Source organism: Amycolatopsis sp. CA-211722 (assembly GCF_056828465.1).
In genome coordinates this window covers 1,670,404-1,688,576 of sequence record NZ_CP184752.1, presented here as the reverse complement: position 1 = coordinate 1,688,576, position 18,173 = coordinate 1,670,404, and the positions used below count along the sequence as shown (strand labels likewise).

Annotated in this window: 16 protein-coding genes and 2 pseudogenes; 16 read left to right on the top strand and 2 right to left on the bottom strand. The window is 69.5% G+C overall.

The genetic code is table 11. The features are described 5' to 3' along the window. Window positions 1–83 precede the first annotated feature (83 nt). The gene (locus ACOCEP_RS08300) at window positions 84–1,352 is read left to right on the top strand and encodes a serine hydroxymethyltransferase (RefSeq protein WP_482336681.1); all 1,269 of its coding nucleotides are present in this window, start codon (window positions 84–86) and stop codon (window positions 1,350–1,352) included. A gap of 192 nt (window positions 1,353–1,544) precedes the next feature. On the opposite strand, the gene ACOCEP_RS08295 is transcribed toward ACOCEP_RS08300, so the two are convergent. Continuing rightward, window positions 1,545–2,063, bottom strand: a complete 519-nt coding sequence (locus ACOCEP_RS08295; protein WP_016337787.1) for an inorganic diphosphatase — start codon at window positions 2,061–2,063, stop codon at window positions 1,545–1,547. A gap of 166 nt (window positions 2,064–2,229) precedes the next feature. Here ACOCEP_RS08295 and dacB point away from each other — a divergent pair, with 166 nt between their 5' ends. From dacB to folK, 14 genes and pseudogenes are all read left to right on the top strand, one after another. Continuing rightward, window positions 2,230–4,227 (top strand): D-alanyl-D-alanine carboxypeptidase/D-alanyl-D-alanine endopeptidase, encoded by a 1,998-nt coding sequence (dacB, locus tag ACOCEP_RS08290; RefSeq protein WP_482336680.1) that lies wholly within the window; start codon window positions 2,230–2,232, stop codon window positions 4,225–4,227. Window positions 4,228–4,327: 100 nt separating this feature from the next. Next, window positions 4,328–5,356, top strand: a complete 1,029-nt coding sequence (locus ACOCEP_RS08285) for a zinc-dependent metalloprotease (protein WP_482339644.1) — start codon at window positions 4,328–4,330, stop codon at window positions 5,354–5,356. After that, a complete protein-coding gene (gene tilS / locus ACOCEP_RS08280) occupies window positions 5,353–6,327 on the top strand; it encodes a tRNA lysidine(34) synthetase TilS (RefSeq protein ID WP_482336679.1) in 975 nt (324 codons plus the stop codon). The genes ACOCEP_RS08285 and tilS overlap by 4 nt, the downstream gene beginning before the upstream one ends. Window positions 6,328–6,340: 13 nt before the next feature. Beyond that, the gene (hpt, locus tag ACOCEP_RS08275) at window positions 6,341–6,904 is read left to right on the top strand and encodes a hypoxanthine phosphoribosyltransferase (RefSeq protein ID WP_093933323.1); all 564 of its coding nucleotides are present in this window, start codon (window positions 6,341–6,343) and stop codon (window positions 6,902–6,904) included. A 144-nt stretch (window positions 6,905–7,048) separates the two neighbouring features. After that, window positions 7,049–7,411, top strand: coding sequence for a hypothetical protein (locus tag ACOCEP_RS08270; RefSeq protein WP_125683481.1), 363 nt, complete (start codon window positions 7,049–7,051; stop codon window positions 7,409–7,411). Window positions 7,412–7,428: 17 nt separating this feature from the next. Beyond that, window positions 7,429–8,796 (top strand): WXG100 family type VII secretion target, encoded by a 1,368-nt coding sequence (locus ACOCEP_RS08265; protein ID WP_482336678.1) that lies wholly within the window; start codon window positions 7,429–7,431, stop codon window positions 8,794–8,796. 65 nt (window positions 8,797–8,861) lie between these two features. After that, window positions 8,862–9,656, top strand: coding sequence for an ESX secretion-associated protein EspG (locus tag ACOCEP_RS08260; RefSeq protein WP_482336677.1), 795 nt, complete (start codon window positions 8,862–8,864; stop codon window positions 9,654–9,656). A 186-nt stretch (window positions 9,657–9,842) separates the two neighbouring features. Further along, on the top strand, window positions 9,843–10,676 hold the full coding sequence (locus ACOCEP_RS08255) for an ESX secretion-associated protein EspG (protein WP_482336676.1): 834 nt from the start codon (window positions 9,843–9,845) through the stop codon (window positions 10,674–10,676). Between the two features lie 190 nt (window positions 10,677–10,866). After that, the gene (gene ftsH / locus ACOCEP_RS08250; RefSeq protein ID WP_482336674.1) at window positions 10,867–13,284 is read left to right on the top strand and encodes an ATP-dependent zinc metalloprotease FtsH; all 2,418 of its coding nucleotides are present in this window, start codon (window positions 10,867–10,869) and stop codon (window positions 13,282–13,284) included. Then, window positions 13,253–13,525 (top strand): annotated as a pseudogene (locus tag ACOCEP_RS08245) (GTP cyclohydrolase I); the annotation flags it as partial. The gene ftsH and the pseudogene ACOCEP_RS08245, both read left to right, overlap by 32 nt. Window positions 13,526–14,497: 972 nt before the next feature. Then, a pseudogene (gene folE, locus ACOCEP_RS08240) lies at window positions 14,498–14,842 on the top strand (GTP cyclohydrolase I); the annotation flags it as partial. Continuing rightward, entirely contained in the window at window positions 14,839–15,681 is an 843-nt protein-coding gene (gene folP / locus ACOCEP_RS08235; RefSeq protein WP_482336673.1) for a dihydropteroate synthase, read from the top strand. The pseudogene folE and the gene folP, both read left to right, overlap by 4 nt. After that, complete coding sequence (gene folB / locus ACOCEP_RS08230; RefSeq protein WP_125694967.1) at window positions 15,674–16,033, top strand: dihydroneopterin aldolase; 360 nt, start codon at window positions 15,674–15,676, stop codon at window positions 16,031–16,033. Before folP ends, folB begins: the two co-directional genes overlap by 8 nt. Further along, a complete protein-coding gene (gene folK / locus ACOCEP_RS08225; protein ID WP_482336671.1) occupies window positions 16,030–16,518 on the top strand; it encodes a 2-amino-4-hydroxy-6-hydroxymethyldihydropteridine diphosphokinase in 489 nt (162 codons plus the stop codon). Before folB ends, folK begins: the two co-directional genes overlap by 4 nt. A 189-nt stretch (window positions 16,519–16,707) precedes the next feature. On the opposite strand, the gene ACOCEP_RS08220 is transcribed toward folK, so the two are convergent. Then, the gene (locus ACOCEP_RS08220) at window positions 16,708–17,649 is read right to left on the bottom strand and encodes a MerR family transcriptional regulator (protein WP_482336670.1); all 942 of its coding nucleotides are present in this window, start codon (window positions 17,647–17,649) and stop codon (window positions 16,708–16,710) included. A 60-nt stretch (window positions 17,650–17,709) separates the two neighbouring features. On the opposite strand from ACOCEP_RS08220, the gene ACOCEP_RS08215 reads away from it, so the two are divergent. Then, window positions 17,710–18,171: a DUF3180 domain-containing protein gene (locus ACOCEP_RS08215; RefSeq protein WP_126730147.1), complete on the top strand. Its 462-nt coding sequence runs from the start codon at window positions 17,710–17,712 to the stop codon at window positions 18,169–18,171. The last annotated feature ends 2 nt before the right edge of the window (window positions 18,172–18,173 follow it).

Here is an 18,173-nt window from a genome sequence, read left to right as displayed (position 1 = left end):
TTGAGGTGGAGCACCACCGGGAAGCGACGACGAGGCCGGTACCGCGCGCCTGGGTCCGGCCGTCTCTGGCAGGAGTACGTCCGATGACACACCAGCCCGAACTTTCCGCGCTCGCCGCCGCCGACCCGCAGATCGCGGGGCTCGTGGAGGACGAGGCGAAACGCCAGCACGACAAGATCCGCCTGATCGCGTCCGAGAACTACGTCTCCCAGGCCGTACTGGAGGCGACGGGCACCGTCCTCACCAACAAGTACTCCGAGGGCTACGCCGGCAAGCGGTACTACGAGGGCCAGCAGCTCATCGATCAGGTCGAGAATCTCGCCATCGAGCGCGCGAAGGCCGTCTTCGGCGTCGACCACGCGAACGTCCAGCCGTACTCCGGCTCCCCGGCGAACCTGGCGGTGTACCTCGCGTTCGCGCAGCCGGGCGACACCGTGCTCGGCATGGCGTTGCCGGACGGCGGCCACCTCACGCACGGCTGGAGCGTGTCCGCGACCGGCAAGTGGTTCACCCCGGTCCGCTACGGCGTCCGCAAGGAGACCGGCCGCGTCGACCTCGACCAGGTGCGCGAGCTCGCGCTGAAGCACCGGCCGAAGCTGATCTTCGCGGGCGGCACCGCGATCCCGCGCACCATCGACTTCCCGGCCTTCGCGGAGATCGCCCGCGAGGTCGACGCCGTCCTGGTCGCCGACATCGCGCATATCGCCGGGCTCGTCGCCGGTGGCGCGCATCCGTCGCCGGTCGGGCACGCCCAGGTCATCACCACGACCACGCACAAGACCCTGCGCGGGCCCCGTGGCGCGATGATCCTTTCCGACGCCGACCACGCGAAAGCCGTCGACAAGGCGGTGTTCCCCGGGCTGCAGGGCGGCCCGCACAACCACACCACCGCCGCGATCGCCGTCGCGCTGGGTGAGGCGCGGAAGCCGGAGTTCTCCGAGTACGCGCACACGATCGTCGCGAACGCGCGTGCGCTGGCGGAGGCGCTGGTGGAGCGCGGCTACGACCTCGTGTCCGGCGGCACCGACAACCACCTGCTGCTGATCGACCTGACGAACAAGAACGTGCCGGGCAAGCCCGCGGCGCAGGCGCTGGACCGGGCCGGTATCGAACTGAACTACAACACCGTGCCGTTCGACCCGCGCAAGCCGTTCGACCCGTCCGGCATCCGGCTCGGCACCTCCGCGATCACCACCCGCGGGCTCCGGCCGGAGCACCAGGTCAAAGTGGCGGAGTGGATCGACCGCACGATCACCGCGGCGGCGGGCGACGAACAGTCCGCTTTGGACACCATCGCCGCCGAGATCCGCGAGTTCCTGGCGCCGTTCCCGATCCCGGGCTACTCGGCGTAGGCAGGTCGGTCTCGTGAGTGGTGAGGACGGTTCTAACCGTCCTCACCACTCACGAGGTCCAGCACCGGCGATGTCACGTGACCGCGACCGGGTCCCGCCGGGAGTCGTCCGTCTGATCACGCCCGCCACGAGACGCGAAGGGGCCCTTCACCGCACGAGATGCGGTGAAGGGCCCCTTCGGCACTTGAGCGACTAGTGCGCCGCCGGACCGTCGATGGCCTCCTTGGCCAGCCGGTCGGTCTCGCGGTCGAGCGAACGCTTGATCTCGGCCTCGGCCTCGGAGCGGCCGACCCAGGTCGAACCCTCGACGCTCTTGCCCGGCTCCAGGTCCTTGTACACCTCGAAGAAGTGCTGGATCTCGAGCTTGTGGAACTCGTTCAGGTGGTGGATGTCGCGCAGGTGCTCCAGCCGCGGGTCGTTCGTCGGCACCGCGAGGACCTTGTCGTCCGGGCCCTTCTCGTCGGTCATCCGGAACATGCCGATCGCGCGGCAGCGGATCAGGCAACCCGGGAACGTCGGCTCCTGGACGAGCACCAGCACGTCGAGCGGGTCGCCGTCCTGGCCGAGGGTGTCGTCGATGAACCCGTAGTCGGCGGGGTACTGGGTGGCGGTGAACAGCGTCCGGTCGAGTTTGATCCGACCGGTCTTGTGGTCCACCTCGTACTTGTTGCGCTCCCCCTTGGGGATTTCGATAGTGACGTCGAATTCCACGCCGGCCTCGCTGCTCTCGTCTTTGGTACGCCCCGCCTCGCGGACGGCTCACCGAAATCATCGTCTTGTCTTCACTAGTGTGGACCACGGGGTCCCGGGCGGTCGCATCGATGTGGTCGTATGTGAGCTTGGCCCCTTCCCCGGACGGTGGATGAAGGAGCGTTGAGTGCCGGAAAACGATGCCCCGAGGTGGCCGTCGGACGACAAGGACACCTCATCCGCCGAGCCCAAGGCCTCGAAAGGGGAGGGCGAAGCCACCATGTGGCTGCCCATGTCGGGGATGGCGAACGGCAAGACCGAAGAGCTGTCAGTGCCGAAGGTCACACCCGAAAGTGGCTCCTGGTTCGAGCCGGTCGTCGAGGTGGACGAGGAGCCGGACGTTCCTGAGACCCCGACGCCGAAGTGGTCCGCCTTCGAGCCGGCGACGCCCGTGGAGCCGAAAGAACCCGAAGCGCCGAAGACGGTCTTCGTCCAGCCTGTCCAGGCACGGCGAACGGACGAACCGGACTGGGACCAGTTCGACCAGGTCGCCGAGCCCCCTGAACCCGAGCCGGAACCCGAGCCCCCGCGCCGTCCCGAGCAGACGCGGGTCGAGCCGCCGCCTCCCGCGCCGGTCCCGTCCGCGACCATGCACGCGCGCCCGGTCCGCATCGAGCCCGCCGAAGAGCGCTTCGACGCCGGAGCGACCGTCGGGATCCAGCGGCCCGAGCCGCCGTCCCAGGAACCTCCGTCCGCCGAAACCGAGGCCGCTCCCGCCCCGAAGCCGAAGCGCAAACGCAAGGCCCTGCTGATCACGACCCTGGTCGTCGTCCTGCTGCTCGCCGGGATGGGCGGCGCCGCCGCGATGCCGAAGGTGTCGAACCGCCTCGGCCTGCCCTGGGCGCCGAACGCGCCGAAGGGCGAGATCCCCAAGCCCGCCGGGGTCACCCGGGTCCTGCACGGGCCGGACATCAACGGAGCCGGGCCGACGAAGGAAGGTCTCGCGGCCGCGCTGGCCGGCCCCGCCGGTTCCCCGGACCTGGGCACGCTCACCGGCACGGTCGTCGACGCGGCGTCCGGCGAAGTCCTGTGGGACAAGGGTTCCGGCACCCCGCTGACCCCGGCGTCGACCACGAAGATCCTCGTCGTCGCGGCCGCGCTGCTGTCGATGGACCACGGGACGCAGTTCTCGACGAAGATCGTCCAGGGCGCGGAGCCGGGCACGGTCGTCCTCGTCGCGGGTGGCGACCCCTCGTTGACCGCGTTGCCGCTGGGCACCGATTCGCCGCTGTACCCGGGCGCGGCGCATGTCGACGACCTCGTCGCCCAGGTCAAGAAGGCCGCGGGTGGCAAGATCTCCAAGGTCCAGCTGGACATCAGTCTGTTCAAGGGGCCGACGTCCGCGAAGGGCTGGGACCCGGAGGACACCGCCGCCGGGAACACCTACATGGCGCCGGTCCTCCCCGTGATGGCCGACGGCGGCCGCACCGATCCGAAGAACGACCACTCGCCTCGCGTCGCGAACCCGGCGGCCGCGCTGACCCAGAAGATCGCGGGCAAGCTCGAAGCCCAAGCCGGCGGTACGACGACGGCGCCGAAGGACGCGAAGGTGCTCGGCGAGGTCAAGTCGCAGCCGCTCGCGGAGTTCGCCAACTCGCTGATGCAGCTTTCGGACAACCTGATGGCCGACGTCCTCGCCCGCCAGCTCGCGCTCGCGAAGGGGGCCGAGGCGTCGTTCACCGGCGGAGCGACCGCGACGATGGACGTGCTCAAGCAGGCCGGATTCGACCTCACCGGCGTCCAGATCAACGACGGCAGCGGGCTGTCCGACCAGAACAAGATCCCGGCCAAGGTGCTCAGCGAGATCCTCGCGGTCGCGGCGGCGCCGGACGGCAAGGACCCGAGGACGCCCAAACTGCGGCCCCTGCTCGCGGGTCTCCCCGTCGCGGGCGGCAGCGGGACACTGGAGAAGCGCTACGGCGATCCGGCGTCGGCCGCGGGCCGCGGCTGGGTGCGCGGCAAGACCGGGACGCTGTCCGGCGTGAACACCCTGGCCGGCGTGGTGCTGGACACCGACGGCCGGATGCTGGTGTTCGCGCTGATGTCGTCCGGTTCGGATCAGAACAAGGGCAGGGCCGCGCTCGACGTCGTCGCGGCGACCCTGCACAAGTGCGGCTGCCGGTGAGCGACCGGAATCGGAGCGTGAGGAAGTCGGGACGGAATCCGGTCTTCCAGCGGGTAGCGTCATAAGAGTGACTGAGGAAACGCCGACCAAGACACGTTCGATGGTCGACTGGTCCCTGGCCGCCTCGACGGGCGCCCTGCTGGTGCGCGGCGGTCCGGTGGTCGACCGCGAAGAGGCCGAAGAAGCCGTCGCCGATCTCCGTGACCTGACGAGCGAAGCCGAGGGGCACGTCCGCGAGCTGACCGGGCTCGGCCTCGATCTGCCGCTGTTGCCCGCCGAGGTCGTCGACAGACCCGGCTGGGTCCGTTCGGCCGCCGCGGGGCTCGACGCGCTCACCGGCCGCGCGCTGCCGGAAGCCCAGGGTGGCCCGCTGGCTCCCGTGCTGGCCGGGGGCGCCGGCGTCCAGACCGGGCTGGTGCTCGCCTTCCTCGCTTCCCGCGTGCTCGGCCAATACGACCCGTTCGGCGGACCGGATCGCGCCGGGCGGCTGGTGCTCGTCGCGCCGAACGTGGTCGCCGCGCAGCGCGCGATGGACGTGCCGGGGCACGATTTCCGGCTGTGGGTCTGCCTGCACGAATGCACCCACCGGTTGCAGTTCACCGCGGTCACCTGGCTGCGCGACTACTTCGCCGACGAGGTCGAGCGCCTGATCGGCGGGCTCGCCGGCCGGGACGCGGACGGCCTGAGCGATCTGGTCGGCCGCCTGCCGGACACCATCAAACAGATCGGCAAGGGCAAAGCGGGCGGCGCCGGCCTCGCCGAGCTCCTGCAATCGCCGGGCGAACGCGCCGTGTTCGACCGGCTGCTGGCCCTTTCCACCCTGCTGGAGGGGCACGCCGACTTCGTGATGGACGCCGTCGGGCCGCAGGTCGTGCCGAGCGTCGAGCTGATTCGTTCGCGGTTCACCGCCCGCCGCAAGGGCGGCGGGTTGATCGACCGGGTGCTGCGCAGCCTCCTCGGCGTCGACGCGAAGCTGCGCCAGTACGAACAGGGCGCGAAGTTCACCAAGCACGTCGTCGAGGCCGTCGGCATGGACGGCTTCAACGCGGTGTGGACGTCGCCGAACACGTTGCCGACCAGGGCCGAGATCACCGATCCGGCGGCCTGGGTGCGGCGCCTGCACGGGTGAGCGGACCGGATCCGGCGGTCGCGGCCGTGCGGACGGCCGTGCGGGAGTTCCTCGCGTCGGCGAGCCCGCGCGACGAGGTGTACGTCGCGGTCTCCGGCGGCGCGGACTCCTTGGCGCTGGCCGAAGCGGCGGCGTTCGCCGGGTCGCGCGCCGGGCTGAAGGTGCGGGCGCTCGTCGTCGACCACGGCCTCCAGGAGGGTTCCGCCGAAACCGCCGCCCGAGCCGCGAACACGGCGCGGGAACTGGGCGCCGACACGGCCGAAGTCCTGAAGGTGCGGGTCGAAGGCGCGGGCGGACCGGAGGCGGCGGCCCGCCGGGCCCGCTACGGCGCCTTGCGTTCGGCGCTCCCCGGCGGGCACGGCCTCGTCCTGCTCGGCCACACCCTCGACGACCAGGCCGAAACCGTCCTGCTCGGCCTCGGCCGGGGCTCCGGGCCGCGCTCGCTCGCCGGGATGCGGCCGCACGATCCGCCCTGGGGACGGCCGCTGCTCGGCGTCACCCGCGCCATCACCCGGCAGGCGTGCCGGGCGCTCGGCGCCGACCCGTGGCAGGACCCGCACAACGAAGACCCGCGCTTCACCCGTGTCCGGTTACGGACCGAAGTACTGCCCCTTCTGGAGGATGTGCTGTCCGGCGGGGTCGCGGCGTCACTCGCCCGCACGGCCGCGCAACTGCGCGAGGACACCGAGGCGTTGGACACACTCGCGGGCGAGGTCCACCTGCGCGCCTTCACCGGCGAAGGGCTCGACGTCGCGGTGCTCGCCACCGAGCCGCCCGCGCTGCGGCGACGCGTCCTCCGCAGGTGGCTGCTGGACTCCGGGGTCCGCGAACTCACCGACGCCCACCTGCGTTCGGTCGACGCGCTGGTGGGGAACTGGCGGGGTCAGGGCGGGGTCTGGCTACCCGGCGACTTGGTGGCGAAGCGGGCGCATGGCAGGCTCTTGCTCGAAGCACCCCAGTCCACCACCTAGAGGGGATCGTCCCGTGTACGAAGGCGAGATCGCCTCCGTGCTCGTCACCGAGCAGCAGATCAACGACAAGATCGCCGAGCTGGCGGCCAAGGTCGCAGCGGACTACCCGGCCGACGGCCCCGGCTCCGGGCAGGGAGACCTCCTGCTCGTCGGCGTGCTCAAGGGCGCGGTGATGTTCATGACCGACTTCGCCAGGGCGCTCCCCCTTCCCTCCCAGCTCGAGTTCATGGCGGTGTCCTCCTACGGCTCGGCGACGTCGTCGTCCGGCGTGGTGCGGATCCTCAAGGACCTCGACCGCGACATCGCCGGCCGCGACGTGCTCATCGTCGAGGACATCGTCGACTCCGGGCTGACCCTGTCCTGGCTGCTGAAGAACCTCGCGAGCCGGAACCCGGCGTCGCTGGAGGTCGTCTCGCTCCTGCGCAAGCCGGAGGCGGTCAAGGTCGACGTACCGGTCAAGTACATCGGGTTCGACATTCCCAACGAATTCGTAGTCGGATACGGCCTGGACTACGCGGAGCGTTACCGGGACCTGCCCTACATCGGCACGCTGGATCCGCACGTCTACACCTCCTGAGAACCGCTTGCCCGGGTGAGCGGGAATACGGAACCCTGAGCACCGAGAACGCGTCATAGGCTGCGATCGAGTGCGTTAACCTATGCGAAGACCTTTGCCACGCAGCCGTCGTGGCCTGGCCCGGGGGAAACGGAGAGAGCTCAGATGGGGAACAGCTTGGCGGACGCGAACGCGTTCAAGAACGCCGCGGCCCAGGGTCAGGTCGGGATCGACCCTGACGCGGCCCAGACCGTCCTGAACAAGATCCGCACCGGCAAGGACGCCATCGAGGCCCTCCTGCAGCGGGCCGGCGATCTGGGGCAGGCACCGAAGCTGGGCAACAACCCGGTCGGCAACGCGATCGCCGCGAAGGTGGCGAACCGCGCCGACGGCGGAGGCGACTCGTACGCGGCTGCGCTCCAGAACCTGTTCCAGCAGTACGAGGCCGCCGAGTCCGGCATCGTGACCGCGATGGCCCGCTACCACGAGATCGACCAGGCCGCGGCCGAGCCGTTCCGTAACGTCTGAGGGGGAGTCAGAAAGCCATGCCACCGAAGCACAGCGCCGACTCTTACGGCGAGAGCAACACCAGCAGCACCCCGGTTCAGCTCGGCGACAACTCGGAAGCCGCGAACATCGTGTCCTCCGCGCGAGGCCGCTCCGACGGCTTCGACATCGGCGCCGACCGCGCCATCACGAACCCGCCGAACTGGGAGAGCGCGCCGAGCAGCCAGGACCTGTGGAACCAGGCCAACATCGGCAACGACCCCAGCACCGCGACCACCATCAGCCAGTCGTGGGGCTCGCACGGCAGCAAGCTGAGCCAGGCGTCGAACGACCTCTACAACGCGATCTCCGAACTGGGCGCCGCCTGGATCGGGCAGGGCGCCGCGGCCGCGCAGGGTTCGCTGGTCGCCATCGCGAACTCGGGTTCGCAGGCCTCCGAGGCCGCGCACACGATGTCGGACAGGCTGCAGAAGCAGGCCGACGCCGCCACCAAGGTCAAGCTCATGCCGAAGCCGACCGACTACAGCCCCGAGAAGGCCATGGGCCAGGCGCTGGCGGCGGGCCCGATCGGCATGATCACCGACCAGAAGCCCCTCGCCGACCAGGACAAGGAAGTGCGGGCGGAGCAGGCCAGGTTCCTGGAGGCCTACACCAAGGAGATGAGCGAGGTCGACAGCTCGACCCCGAGCTTCGGCCCCGAATCCCTCGGCATGAAGCCGACCGCGACGCACAACAGCGCCGGGTTCAGCGGCGTCGGCAACCTCGGCGGCGGAGGCCTCAACTCCGGCGCCGTCTCGGGCACTCCCGTCTTCGCCGGCACGCACGGCTACGGCGCGCACGGCGCTGTCGGGGCTCCCGTCCACGCCGGTGCGGATCCGGGCATCGTCACGCAGGCCGGTTACAACCCGGCCGCGAGCCCGGCCGCCGGTGTCGCGCCGGGTGCGGGCGTCGCCTCCGGCGCCGGTGCCCCGATGACCCCGCACGCCCCGGCGAGCGGTGGCAACGGGCTCGGCCAGGCCCTCACCGCGGCCGCGCTCGGCGGCGGCCTCGGCTACGCGGGCGCCAAGGCGCTCGGCCAGGGCAACAAGTCCGGCGCCAAGGACGCCGACAGCACCGACGCCGCCGCGACCGAGAAGGGCGGGCCCGCGCAGAGCGCCGCGTCCCAGGCCGTTCCGCAGCAGGGCATCGTGTCCTCCAGCGGCACCATCGGTGGTGGCGCCACCCCGCCGATGCACGGCATGGGCGGCGGCATGGGCATGGGCGCACACGGCGCGCAGGCGGAGCAGGAAGAGGAGCACACGCACGCGTCGTTCCTCATCGAGCCGGACCCGGACGACGCCTTCGGCGCCAACGAGGCGACCCCGCCGCCGGTCATCGGCGCCTGGACCGAAGACGACGAACGCTAGAGCGGTTTTCACCGGGCGCGCGGCCGATCCGGCCGCGCGCCCGCTGACTTGTTTGGGGGCGGAAGATGGCGAACGGTGACCTGCTCACCCCGGTCGAGCTCGACTTCCTGTGGGAGAGCGCGAACGCCGGAGAGCTGCCCTATCCGCTGCGGCTGCGCTCGCACGGGGCGACCATGGACGAGCGTGGCGCCCTGCGGACGCAGACGCTCCAGTCGCTGAACCAGCGTCGCCTCGCCGACGAACGCGGACGCCCCGAGCCGCACATCGAGGACTACTTCGGCGTCCTCGCGAGGCCGGACCTGAGCCTGGACTGCGTCCAGCTCACCAATCCCAACACCGAACCGCTGCTCGCGGTCGCGTCGGTGCTCGGCGGCCAAGGCCTGCTGACCGTGCAGGATCCGCGCGGATTCCATTTCCACCCCATCGCCCCGGACGGCCTCGCGAGCGCGATCGTCTCCCTGCTGCCGCCGGGTTCGCGCGGTACCGAGAAGTCGATCACCCTGCCGCTGGACGGGCTCGTCGGCGCTTCGGGCGCGGACTTCCTCCAGCGCCGTCAGCCGCAGGTCGACGGCTCGGCGACGTCCGACGAGGACCGCAAGGCCCTGTCGAGGCTCCAGGCGCAGCCGCGGCTTCGCGGTGGCCAGTTCGGCGCCAACGCGCGCAGCAAACACGGCACGCGGAGCCGGTCTTCGGTGCTGAGCTGGTTCGACACGCAGTCCGGCCGGTACTTCACCCAGGCCACCCGCGGTTCCGACGGCCGGGACTGGATCACCGTCGCGCCCGCGGATCCGGCGACGTTGCGGCAGCGCCTCACGGAGCTGCTGGGGAAGATCGCTTCCGAGGCTTCCCTCGCGCGCTGACCGCTCTTCGAAATGTCATGAAAGGGTCGTTCCTGACATTTTTCGTCCTGAACGACCCTTTCATGACATTTGGCGACCCGGGCACTTAGCGCATCCGGACGACGACTGTCGTACCCCTTCGCTATCGTGAACCCGCTGGGCGTCCCGAGGCCCAGAAGCCGAGGTGCCGGGAGGGCACGGAGCAAAATGCACCAGGAACACTTCACACCGATGGCGTTCGACTTCCTCTGGGAGTCCGCCGAGCTCGGCGACCTGCCGTACCCGTTGCGCGTCCGGTCGCACGGAGCGACGGAGCTCGAACGCCGGGCCCTGCGCCAGCGCGTCGACAACGAACTCCAGGCCCGCGGCGTCCGCGACGGCCGGGGAAGGCTGGACCGCAAGATCGAGGACTGGCTGTACCTCCTCGCCCGCGGCTCGCTGACCATCGACGCGCTGCACATCCCCGAATTCCAGGCCCCGACGATCGCCGTGCTCGGCGCCACCGACGGCCGCGACGCCGTGATCGCCATCCAGGACCAGTCCGGGATCTGGCTGCGCGAAGCACCCGCCGACGGGCTCCCGACGGCGGTCGTCGACCTGCTGCCCCCAGGTCAGCGCGGTTCGGAGGCGTCCGTCACGCTGCCGATCGACGACGCCCGCCGCACCGAGCCGATCCGCGGCGCCATCAACGCCACGAAGCAGTCCGAAGAGCCCGAAGCGGCGAAGACCCGCCGCAAGGACAAGCCGCGCGTCTCGCTCAGTGAGCGCATCACCGCGGATCCGCGCGAAGCGTTCGGCAAGCTCACCGGCCAGCCGAGGCTGCGCGGCGGTCAGCTCGCAGCGAACAGCCGGTCCCACGTCGGCGCCAAACAGCGGTCCCGGGTCCTCGGCTGGTTCGACACCGCCAGCGGGCGCTATCTCAGCACGTCACAGGCCGGTCCGGACGGGCGCGAGTGGGTCACCGTCTCGCCCGCCGACATCAAGACGCTCCGGACGCGGCTGGGTGAGATGGCCGCCGGTGTGGCGGTCGACACACGCTAGGGTCCCGCTCCGGGAACCCTCACGAGGCGTCCGCCGTTTACGTCCGAGAGGCTCACCACCCTCATCCGTCCAGGCGGGCGGTATCCTGAGGGGCGGGTGTCGGAGCACCATGGGTCGTCAAGATCGTGATGGCGGGTAACAGCAGGAGCCGCCCAACCAGGAAGGGTCGAGGCCACCAGGGCCGAGTCGTATGAACCGGAAGAGCGTGCTCAGGAACCCAGTGCTCTGGATTCTCGCGGCGGTACTGGCGTTTCTCGCATACAACACGATCTTCGACAGTGATCGTGGCTACACCCAGGTGCCGATCTCGATCGCGAACCAGCAGATCACCGCGAACAACGTCAAGGAAGCCTCGCAGGAGGACAAGGAGCAGCAGATCAAGCTGCTCCTGAACAAGAAGATCGAGGTCGAGGGCCAGCAGGTCGACCAGATCATCGCGCAGTACCCGGCGAACGTCGCGGGCACCATCTACGGCCAGCTCATCGGCCTCAAGAGCGGTGACAACCCGGTCAAGTTCACCACCAAGGTCACCCAGCAGAACGTCCTCACCCAGATCCTGATCTTCGCCATCCCGCTGGCGCTGGTGCTGGGCCTGCTGATGTGGATGATGAACAACGCCCAGGGCGGCGGCAACCGCGTCCTCAACTTCGGCAAGTCGAAGGCCAAGCAGCTCAACAAGGACATGCCCAAGACGACCTTCGGGGACGTCGCGGGCGCCGACGAGGCCGTCGAAGAGCTGTACGAGATCAAGGACTTCCTGCAGAACCCGGCGCGCTACCAGGCGCTCGGCGCGAAGATCCCCAAGGGCGTTTTGCTCTACGGGCCGCCCGGTACCGGTAAGACGCTGCTCGCGCGCGCCGTCGCCGGCGAGGCGGGCGTGCCGTTCTACACGATCTCCGGTTCCGACTTCGTCGAGATGTTCGTCGGTGTCGGTGCCTCGCGAGTCCGAGACCTGTTCGAGCAGGCGAAGCAGAACGCGCCCTGCATCATCTTCGTCGACGAGATCGACGCGGTCGGCCGCCAGCGCGGCGCCGGCCTCGGCGGTGGCCACGACGAACGCGAGCAGACGCTGAACCAGCTCCTCGTCGAGATGGACGGCTTCGACGCGCGCGGCGGCATCATCCTGATCGCCGCGACCAACCGTCCCGACATCCTCGACCCGGCCCTCCTGCGCCCCGGCCGCTTCGACCGCCAGATCCCGGTGTCCGCGCCGGACATGCGCGGCCGCAAGGCGATCCTCGAGGTGCACGCCAAGGGCAAGCCGATCGCGCAGGGCACCGACCTGAGCAGCCTCGCCAAGCGGACCGTCGGCATGTCCGGCGCGGACCTGGCGAACGTGCTCAACGAGGCCGCGCTGCTCACCGCCCGCCAGAACGGGCACGTGATCACCGACGCCGCGCTGGAGGAGTCCGTCGACCGCGTCGTCGGCGGCCCCGCCCGCAAGAGCCGGATCATCTCCGAGAAGGAGAAGAAGATCACGGCCTACCACGAGGGCGGGCACGCGCTCGCCGCGTGGGCGATGCCGGACATCGAGCCGGTCTACAAGCTGACGATCCTGCCGCGCGGGCGCACCGGCGGGCACGCCCTGCTCGTCCCGGAGGACGACAAGGAGTTGATGACCCGCTCGGAGATGATCGGGCGCCTGGTCTTCGCGATGGGCGGCCGCACCGCGGAGGAGCTCGTCTTCCACGAGCCCACCACCGGTGCCTCCTCCGACATCGAGCAGGCGACCAAGATCGCCCGCGCGATGGTCACCGAATACGGCATGAGCGCCCGGCTCGGCGCCGTCAAGTACGGCCAGGAACAGGGCGACCCGTTCCTCGGCCGCTCCGCCGGTCGGCAGGCGGACTACTCGCTGGAGGTCGCGCACGAGATCGACGAGGAGGTGCGCAAGCTCATCGAGACCGCGCACACCGAGGCGTGGCACGTGCTGAGCACCTACCGCGACGTGCTGGACGAGCTGGTCATCGAGCTCCTCGAAAAGGAGACGCTGACCCGCAAGGACCTCGAACGGATCTTCGCGACCGTCGAGAAGCGCCCGCACATCACCATCTTCAACGAGTTCGGCGACCGCAAGCCGTCCGACAAGCCGCCGATCAAGACCCCCGGCGAGCTGGCGATGGAGCGCGGCGAGCCGTGGCCCCCGCCGGAGGAGAAGAAGGAACAGCCGGTGCTGCAGCCGGCGCCGACCCCGGTCGGCACCGCGCAGGGCGGCGGCGACCTTCCCGGTGGCCCGCCGTACGCGCAGCCCGCTCCGCCGCCGGACCCGAACGCGAACCCGTACGCCCCGCCGCCGCCGGGCGCCTACCCCAACGGTGGTCGCCCCAACGGTGGGCCGAACGGCACCGGTCACTGGCCCCAGGCATATGGTGGGCAGCAGCCGGGCGGACCGGCAGGCGGTTACCAGGGTGGGCCCGTAGGCGGCCCGCCGAACTACGGGGCTCCTCCCGGATGGACCCCGGCCACGCAGCCGGGCGGCCAGCCGAACCAGCCCTGGCGTCCCGCCGAAGACCGCCCGCGCGACGGCTGGTTCGCTGACCAGCCCGGCGGTCAGCAGGACGAAGGACAGCAACGGCGTGACGACGGACAGGACGACACCAAGCGGTAACGGCGCAAGCCCGGTCTTCGACCAGGACCGGGCCGAGAAAGCCGTACGCGAACTCCTGCTCGCCTGTGGTGAGGACCCGGACCGGGACGGTCTCTTGGAGACCCCGGCCCGGGTCGCTCGCGCTTACCGGGAAATGTTCGCCGGTCTCTACACCGAACCGGACCACGTCCTGGACCGCACGTTCGACGAGGCCCACGAAGAACTCGTGCTCGTGACGGACATCCCGATGTTCAGCACCTGCGTGCCCAGCAAGCAGACGGTGAACGCGGTCGGAGGCCGTAAGCAGGCGGCCGAGGTCGAAGTCGGTGACAAGCTGTGGACTCTGTCGGGTGGCAAGGTCGAGGAGACCACGGTCACCGAGATCAGCTCGCACCAGACTCGTGAGCTTGTCGAGGTCACGACCGCAGGCGGAAGTTTCAAGGTCACTCCTGACCATCCTTTGGCGACACCCAAGGGCTGGGTGGAGGCCAAGGACGTCGAGGGTTCTTTCATCGAGTGGACCCACGCGCGCAAGCTGAACCGGGATCGGTGGAAGCCGAAGTTCGACTACGACTTCGGTTATGTCATCGGTGCGACCTGCTCCGACGGGACCGTCGCCGAGCGTTACGTCTCGCTGGTGGTGAACGACCGCGACTTCGCGAAGAAGTACGCCGAGTCGCTCTACCGTGCCTTCGGGATCGAGGCGAAACTCGAACCGGTCACGCGGCCTTCGGGCTACCTGGAGCGCGATGTTCCGGGATTTCGGGTGCGAGTCGTCTCGTCGTTCCTCGCGGATCTGATGCGGCAGTACGTCGGTGGCGATGCCCACCATCAGCGACAGCGATTCCCCATGGTCGTACTCAACGACTTGAGCACCTTCAACGGCTTCCTCGACGGGTATGTGGACGGGGACGGCTTCCGTCACAAGAAGATCGCCGGCCGAACCGTCGTCAGCGCGAACGTGCCCTTCCTGGAGGATCTGGCCACGGTCATCGGCGCGCGTTTCACTCCCAAAAGTGGTGGGATCGCGTCGCAGTTATACATTGCCGACAGCTGGTTCCGGCGACACGGCTTCCCTCAAGACGACTACTCAACGGACCTGATCGAGTCGGAGTACGTGGAGGTAGAGTCCGTCCGACCCGTGAAGGCCACAGGAACCAAGCCCTATACGGTGTACAGCTTCAAATGCGAGCCACACCCGACCTTCCTGATCGCCGGGCACCTGACGCATAACTGTGAACACCATTTGCTTTCATTCCACGGCGTCGCTCACATCGGGTACATCCCCAACGAGCACGGCAAGGTCACCGGCCTGTCCAAACTGGCCCGCCTCGTCGACCTCTACGCCAAGCGCCCGCAGGTCCAGGAGCGGCTCACCTCCCAGGTCGCCGACGCGCTCATGCGCAAACTCGAACCCCGCGGCGCGATCGTCGTGGTCGAGGCCGAACACCTTTGCATGGCCATGCGCGGTATCCGCAAACCCGGTGCCAGGACGACGACGTCCGCCGTGCGCGGGCTGCTGCAGTCTTCGGCGTCCTCGCGGGCGGAGGCGCTGGACCTGATCAAGGGCCGTCGATGACCGCCCTGCCCCGGCCCGGCCGGTGTGCGGTGATGGGCATCTTGAACGTCACCCCCGATTCCTTTTCGGACGGTGGCCGCTACCTCGGCGTCGAGCAGGCACTGGAGCACGCGCACGAGATGTGGGCGCGCGGCGCGGATCTGATCGACGTCGGCGGGGAGTCGACGCGTCCGGGAGCGTCCCGGGTGGACGCCGCGACCGAGATTTCCCGGATCATGCCGGTGATCCGCTCGCTCGCCGCCGACGGTGTCGCGATGTCCGTGGACACCACCCGCGCCGAGGTCGCCCTCGCCGCCGTCGAGGCCGGCGCTTCCGTGATCAACGACGTCTCCGGTGGGCTGGCCGATCCGAACATGGCGAAGGTCGCCGCCGAGACGGGTGTCCCGTATGTGCTGATGCATTGGCGCGGGCACAGCAAGGACATGAACGCGCTGGCGTCCTATGAGGACGTCGTCGTGGACGTGCGTGCCGAACTGCTGTCCCGAGTGGACGAAGCGCTCGCCGCGGGCGTCGACCGCAGTGCGATCGTGCTCGACCCAGGGCTCGGTTTCGCGAAGAACGCCGAGCACGACTGGGCGCTGCTGAACGGACTGGATTCCTTCCTGTCACTGGGTTTCCCGGTTCTCGTCGGCGCGTCGCGCAAACGGTTCCTCGGGCGCCTTTTGTCCGGAAAGGACGGAAAGCCCGCTCCGCCGGACGGCCGGGAGAACGCGACCGCGGCCGTGTCCGCGCTCGCCGCGGCGGCCGGTGCCTGGGGTGTGCGGGTGCACGAGGTCGGCGCGAGTATCGACGCCGTGACCGTCGCGGCGGCTTGGCGGAAGGGGAGTCCCGTTGTCTGACCGGATCACGTTGACCGGATTGAGGGTCTTCGGCAGGCACGGCGTCTTCGACCACGAGAAGCGGGACGGGCAGGAGTTCGTCGTCGACATCGTGGTGTGGCTGGACCTCGGTCCGGCCGCCGCGTCCGACGACCTGACCAAGACCCTGCACTACGGCGAACTCGCGGAGCTCGCCGCCGGGATCGTGGCGGGCGAGCCGTACGACCTCATCGAGAGTGTCGCCGGGAAGATCGCCGACGAGGTGCTGCGCGACGAGCGGCTGTCCGCCGTGGAGGTGACGGTGCACAAGCCGTCGGCGCCGATCCCGCTGAACTTCGACGACGTCGCCGTCACGGTGCGACGCGAACGATGAGCCGCGCGCTGCTTTCGCTCGGCTCCAACCTGGGTGACCGGCTCGCGTACCTCCGGTCCGCCGTCGACGCGGTCCGGCCCTCGGTCGTCGCGGTGTCGTCGGTGTACGAGACCAAGGCTTGGGGCGTCGAGGACCAGCCGGACTTCCTCAACGCCGTCGTCCTGGTCGACGACCCGGCGCGCGATCACTGGGATTGGCTGCGCGCCGGGCAGGCCGCCGAGCAGGCGGCGGAGCGCGTGCGCGAACTCCGGTGGGGTCCGCGCACGCTGGATGTCGACATAGTGACCGTGGACGGGGTGCGCTCCGACGACCCCCAGTTGCTGCTTCCTCATCCCGGCACGCCGGAGCGCGCGAGCGTGCTGATCCCCTGGCTGGAGATCGAGCCCGACGCGGTGCTTCCCGGCCACGGTCCCGTCGCCGGCCTCCTCGCCGCCCGCCCCGCCTCGGACCGCGACTCCGTCCGCCTCACGCATTTCGTCCTCTAGTTGCGGTAGTTCGCGACGCGAACCACCGCAACTAGAGGACGAAACGCGTGGCGGCCACCCGGTGACCGTGTGGATTTTGGTGCGTTGGATGACCAGAAATCCACACGGTCGCGATCCAGGCCCGCGTTTCGTCCTCTAGTTGCGGTAGTTCGCATCGCCAACCAGCGCATTTAGAGGACGAAACGCGCGCTAGCCCAGCGCGGAGCGCAGGGCGGCGACGATCCACTCCGCCTGCGGCATCTGTGAGGGGAACGACGGCCAGCCGTTCATCTTCCCCAGCAGCAACCAGTACCGCTCGGCCCGCGGATCGGTGCTGATCGCCATCCCATCGGCCAGTCGCTTTCGCCAGGCGGGGTCGCCGGGGTCCCGGCCGTTGCGCGAAGACTGCGTGAAGATCGTCTCCGCCAGTTCGCGGCCCTCGGGCGAGTCCGGCGCGAGGCCGGCTTCGAGCGCTTCGGTCGCCCGAGCGCTCCACGCCATCCACAGCTCCTGCTGCTTCGCGCCGAAGTCCGCCCCGTCCTCTTTCCGGAGCTGCGAGTGCCACTCGCTCATCCGCCGGATCGACGCGCGGAACTCCTCGTCCCGCACGAGCTCGGCGAACTCGATCCACGCCTCCAGCTGCTCGGGCGTCGGGTCGTCGGGCAGTTCCGGTTTCGCCGAGACCATCCGCTCGTAGAACTGCGGATCCAGTTCGAGCCCCTCGACCATGTCCGCCCAGAACTCGTCCAGCAAACGTTTGCGGTCTTCGTCCGACATCGACGCGAGCTTGTTCATCAGTTCGACCTCCTCCAGTGGTGAGTCCCGTTTGGCCACCGCTCGCAGGACCGCGCGGCGCAGCTCCAGCCGCCGGATCTGCTCGTCCAGGGCGGCGACGTGCTGGACCGCGAGGTCCCCGATGGTCGCTTCCCTGGTCAGCGCCCGCTCCACGTCGGCGAGGCCCAGCCCGAGTTCCCGCAGTGTCCGGACCAGCTCCAGGCGCGCCATCGCGGTGGCGTCGTAGAGCCGGTAGCCGGAATCGGTGCGGTCGGTCGGCGGCAGGAGCCCTTCGTCGGAGTAGAAGCGGATGGTCTTCACCGGCAGGCCGGTCCGTTTGGCCAGCTCTCCGATGGTGAAAACCGCCGCGGTGCCCATATGCTTCATCGTCGACTCTCCAGTTGGTGGAGAGTCAAGCCTGCCAGGTAGCGTTGGACCATGCACTTCACCCGGCCACGTGAGCTGGCGGTGGCCGGCCTCCTGGGATTGGTCCTGGCCTATCTGCTCTTCCAGGTCGCCTACGGATCCATCCCCGCGCTTCCGCTCTTCGCCGGAATCACGCTGCTCGTCCTCGCGCTCTGCGAGTTCGTGCTCGCCTTCATCATCCGGTCGCGGATCAAGGAGGGCCGCGTGCTCTCCGCGATCTCCGTCGCTCGATCGGTGGCCCTCGCCAAGGCCTCTTCGCTCGCCGGATCCGCCATGACGGGCGTCTGGCTCGCGGCTTTCGCGTATCTTTTTCCGCGACGTGACGAACTCCTCGCGGCGAGCGGTGATCTCCGCTCGGCCACGGTCGGGATCGTCAGTTCGGCGGCGCTGGTAGCTGCGGCTTTATGGCTCGAACACTGCTGCCGGACCCCCGAGGGCGGTGATCGGGACACCGATCCCGAGCCGACCGGTTAACG